Below are 3,835 nucleotides of genomic sequence, written 5' to 3'. Positions count from 1 at the left end.
CAAGCCTGTGCTTGAGCCTTTCTGCTTATGCCGACTGTCCGGTCGAAATGGGGTGCAGTTCACACCACGACTTTGCTCGTTGGAACGAAGACTGGAATGATCCTTTCAACGGGCGGAAATATGAGCAAAAACTCCTTTGCCGGATTGTAGATCGTCTGCCGCGTCAAGCCCTCGTCTTTCCAGTGACCTATGGTTTCCGAACCCAATTTTATCTCCCCGCTTTTTGGCATAACCACGCCGGTGCGCGCACCCATAGACGATGCATCCATCGCGGCTGAACGTGTAAATGTATCGACAGAAGGCACCTTGGCATTTTCCGCTGCAATATGGACAAGCTTTGTATTTCGCCATTCCTGGGGATGCCATTTATAGCGCTTTAGACAAAAGGCGGAAACACGGTGCTGCTTGTAAGCGCCAGTTCCGCTTGAGCCAAGATAAGTCCATAGAATAGATAGGCCACCGGTTGCATTTTTCCAATTCTGATTTGAGAACGCCTTCTGGTCCACCTCAACATGTCCGTCATATGGACCTGGTGATGGTCCATAGTCTTTCTTGAAGTCAGTGGGACTGTTGTGAGGATTGTCCGCATACCGGCGTAAGTCTGACTTTAGAAAGCCTTCGAGCGGTATGTCATCTTTTCGCTTGAACGCTTTATAGGCCATTTCCGTGCGGTAGATTTGCGCTCCGACCTTCACGTTAAACTCTTTTGTAACGCCCCCATCTTGCTGGAAGAGTTGGTTCAAGGACAAAGTTTTGCTGGTTCCGGTGCCTGAGAGAAAATGGGCAAGATTTTGGCTTGCCAGAGTGTCCTGCCCTCCGGCTGTTTTTAGAAAACGCCACGCATACGACAAAAAATCCTGATCCTGATAGGTATGGTTATGAATCGATGCAGTGTGAGTCAAATTCCACGCAGCCCAAACACCTGGCCGCGAATAAAGCAAAGAATTGGCCTCACCTATCTCTCTTTCGCTGACGGGACGTTCCATCACTGTCTTCCTCACCCATTAAGAACCTAGCGCAAGACCGATCAATGAGATCTGCAGAACCCGGTCGGCCACATGAATAACGATGAACTCAATATCCTCAAATATAGGTCGCCAAGCATAAGGACAAACCTGCTAATTCTTATTCCCTCAACCAAAGCGGGCGTAATTATGTCCGGCGACTAGAAAGAAAGCAACCAAGCTCAAGACGGTGCTACCGCTAGCGCTGTTTTCTCTCACACATTGACCAAGGGCGATAAGCCGTTCCGAGAATAACGCAGTAGTGTCGGTGGCCGGATCGCGCCTTGGTTGCTCATGAACTTACGAACGGCATCAGAGTTGGACTGGCGGACGGGTTAATTAAAATCGTCTTATCCCATCCTGCGAGAGCACCTGCGAAACCCCTTGTTCGCGCGATGGTGTAAGCGCTTGTTAACGATCAAGCACCGACGGTGTCTCAGCATTTCCTCCCCTTCGACGTTTACAGTAAGCGGTGTTTTACTCCCGTATTGATTAAACGCTTAGGCCGTTCTGAAAGCTACCGCCGCGGCATTGATGGCAGGAATACGCCACTGGCGGAGATCGTCCAATGGCCTCATCACCACGGCAACTTGCTGTCCTCGTAATCGAGATAGAGATTTTTGCTTGTAGCCATATGTCGCTCGACGACGTCTGCAACACCCTGGACGCTTGTCTGCAGTTCGATCTCTCGTTCCACGGCTCCATCAAACGTTCCCATCGCCGTCCTTGCCCAGCCCGGATGAATCGAGAGCATCGTCAGGCCCTACTGTCTGTAATCTGCGTAGATGCCATGGGCCAGCATGTTGAGGGATACCTTACTCGCTCGGTATAGCTCCAGGCCGGCTTCGACATTGATTTCGACGCTGCCGCGACGAGAGGATATGAAGGCCAGCATGCCGCCTGGAGTGACGAGGTTGTCGATGAGGTGGCGCGCAAGATGGATGGGGCCGAAGATATCAGCATTTAGATAGATGACGTCGAACCGCCTGTCCGACAAGGACTTGAGAATGGGTTGATCTCGTTTGCCTTGATCACGTTGATCCTGGCAACCGCTAGGTGATCAGGATTGCCTGCGCCGATAGACAACAGGTCAGTGACATCAGCCGCTCGATCCGCTCACCTTGCCGACAATCTGGACGTATTTGGCCACCTGGCGTGCTTGCGCCGCAATCAGCATCGCCTGCAGTGCGGTAATGGATGCGTAGCGGTAAGGGAGTTCGAATTTGCGGTTGCAACCTTGTCAGCTGACAAGGTGACGTGAACAGAGGGGTAGAAGATCATAGGACCCTTCATCGGCGATATTCATGGCAAATTATCCACCTCGCAAACCAAACCTTGTCAGCTGACAAGGCTTGCTTGTGAGTGACGGATTGGCAGTGGCGGGCGTCACCTGTCTGAACGTCCGTCGCTTGGCCGAGGGGCCGAATGCAATAAGGTAGGTTTGAAACAAAATCTCTAACTATCCCGACCCAGACCGCTTATCGGTTTATTTACTCGCCCGGATCTACCTTATCGCCCAGAACCGTAAGGCAGTGGATGCCCCTTTTTTGACGAGATAGCGTGTCGAAAATCGGATTTGACATTTCGCGCAGGTGAACAAGCACGAAGAGGTCCACTGTCTCGGGTAAACGAGATAGTGCCGAATCCGAGTCAGTCGATTTATAGCGAGACGAGGCTCGAGGTCATCACAAGGTAGCAATCGCGGCAGTAGCTCACAAATAATCGCCAGATTTGATCGGTAAGGGCAGACGGCCAAAGATCACTTTCGCAGAAGCCTCGAGTTCGCTGACATGTGAGACAATGTTAAGAAAGACATCGCTTCTCCGGAAAAACAACTATGACGCCCATCGCATCGCATCGCTTGCGGGAAAGCTTGGCGGCTGTCGACACGATGACACGTCTACTCTTGCTGTTCTCGCTATCGCTTTCGGCATCCATACCTTTCTTGGTGTGTGTAGTATTCTCGATGGCTCGCCCCAGCGGTCTCTTTCGCAGCCATCATCTAATACGCGTCGGTTTCAGTCGAAATCTACGCGTTTTGGTCGTGGATGGCGCGATTTTACCCGCAGGTGACCTGCCGTTCTACCCGCTCCGCAATGTTAGCAGTGATGGCGGTTGGCTGCGCGATGATCCTGGCTATGTCCAGCTGGCAAATGCTGCCGCACTTACGGGCTCAGTTTCTCTCGAAGAGCATCTCGTTAAAACTGCTTCAGACCATACCGGAAATGTTGGTCGGGCACACCATAATGGTCTCGCGGCACAAAGCCTCTTGCCGGACTTTCACGTGTTAAAGAGCGTTTCACCTAGCTTGCCGCTTCCGAACCGCAGTCAGGGGCGCTGAGAGGGGAGGGCGCGGTGGAAGCCGGGATCGGCCAACACCGTTGACTGGCCCACCCTGTTTGAAGAGTGCAGTCATATCGTACTGTTATTCTATTTAATTTGGCGATCTTTGGGCGGATTCAACCGCCGTCGGCCCGCCAGGGGTAGTTGATCATAAAAACTCGCTGTCACTCGCTCAGAAACTTGAAAGCGTTAGCCGCGTGAATAACGACTTCGTAGGTTCCGATCATTTCAAGTCGCTCGTCCAAATGCGCTACCTCGTATCAGGAGGCCCCCGTAGCCACTACCCGCAACTGATTATGCAAGGGATTGGCTGAGGGGCGATGCAGCAATTCATCTGGACGTGCGGCCTCAACGCGATTCCGCCCAAGGGCTTTCGCGCGGTACAGCGCGCTATCGGCGCTTGCAAGCATCCCGGCGAGGTCGTAGCAGTCTGGTGCCGCAAGGCCAATACTGACGGTGGCTTGGGTTTTCAGGCCCTCTGCCCGCGC

3 protein-coding genes and 2 pseudogenes are annotated in these 3,835 nt (G+C 52.7%); 1 reads left to right on the top strand and 4 read right to left on the bottom strand.

Annotated elements, in window-relative coordinates; translation table 11 throughout:
- Positions 1-59: 59 nt before the first annotated feature.
- The 3 genes from ASF69_RS21370 to ASF69_RS21365 form a co-directional block, all read right to left on the bottom strand.
- Positions 60-986 carry a hypothetical protein gene (locus ASF69_RS21370; protein WP_062590470.1) on the bottom strand — a complete coding sequence of 309 codons (927 nt, stop codon included), beginning with the start codon at positions 984-986 and terminating at the stop codon, positions 60-62.
- 595 nt (positions 987-1,581) lie between these two features.
- Complete coding sequence (locus ASF69_RS23200; protein ID WP_156462147.1) at positions 1,582-1,758, bottom strand: hypothetical protein; 177 nt, start codon at positions 1,756-1,758, stop codon at positions 1,582-1,584.
- Positions 1,759-1,767: 9 nt separating this feature from the next.
- Positions 1,768-2,001, bottom strand: a complete 234-nt coding sequence (locus ASF69_RS21365; RefSeq protein ID WP_062590468.1) for a hypothetical protein — start codon at positions 1,999-2,001, stop codon at positions 1,768-1,770.
- A gap of 840 nt (positions 2,002-2,841) precedes the next feature.
- Between ASF69_RS21365 and ASF69_RS23195 the strand changes: the two are divergent.
- Positions 2,842-3,308: pseudogene (locus tag ASF69_RS23195) on the top strand (hypothetical protein); the annotation flags it as partial.
- Positions 3,309-3,607: 299 nt separating this feature from the next.
- On the opposite strand, the pseudogene ASF69_RS23640 reads toward ASF69_RS23195, so the two are convergent.
- Positions 3,608-3,835, bottom strand: a pseudogene (locus tag ASF69_RS23640) (GGDEF domain-containing protein); the annotation flags it as partial.

The organism is Rhizobium sp. Leaf311 (genome assembly GCF_001423445.1).
Taxonomy (GTDB): Bacteria; Pseudomonadota; Alphaproteobacteria; order Rhizobiales; family Rhizobiaceae; genus Agrobacterium.
Note: the sequence above shows the minus strand (reverse complement) of the source record. Positions and strands in the feature narration are given on the sequence as shown.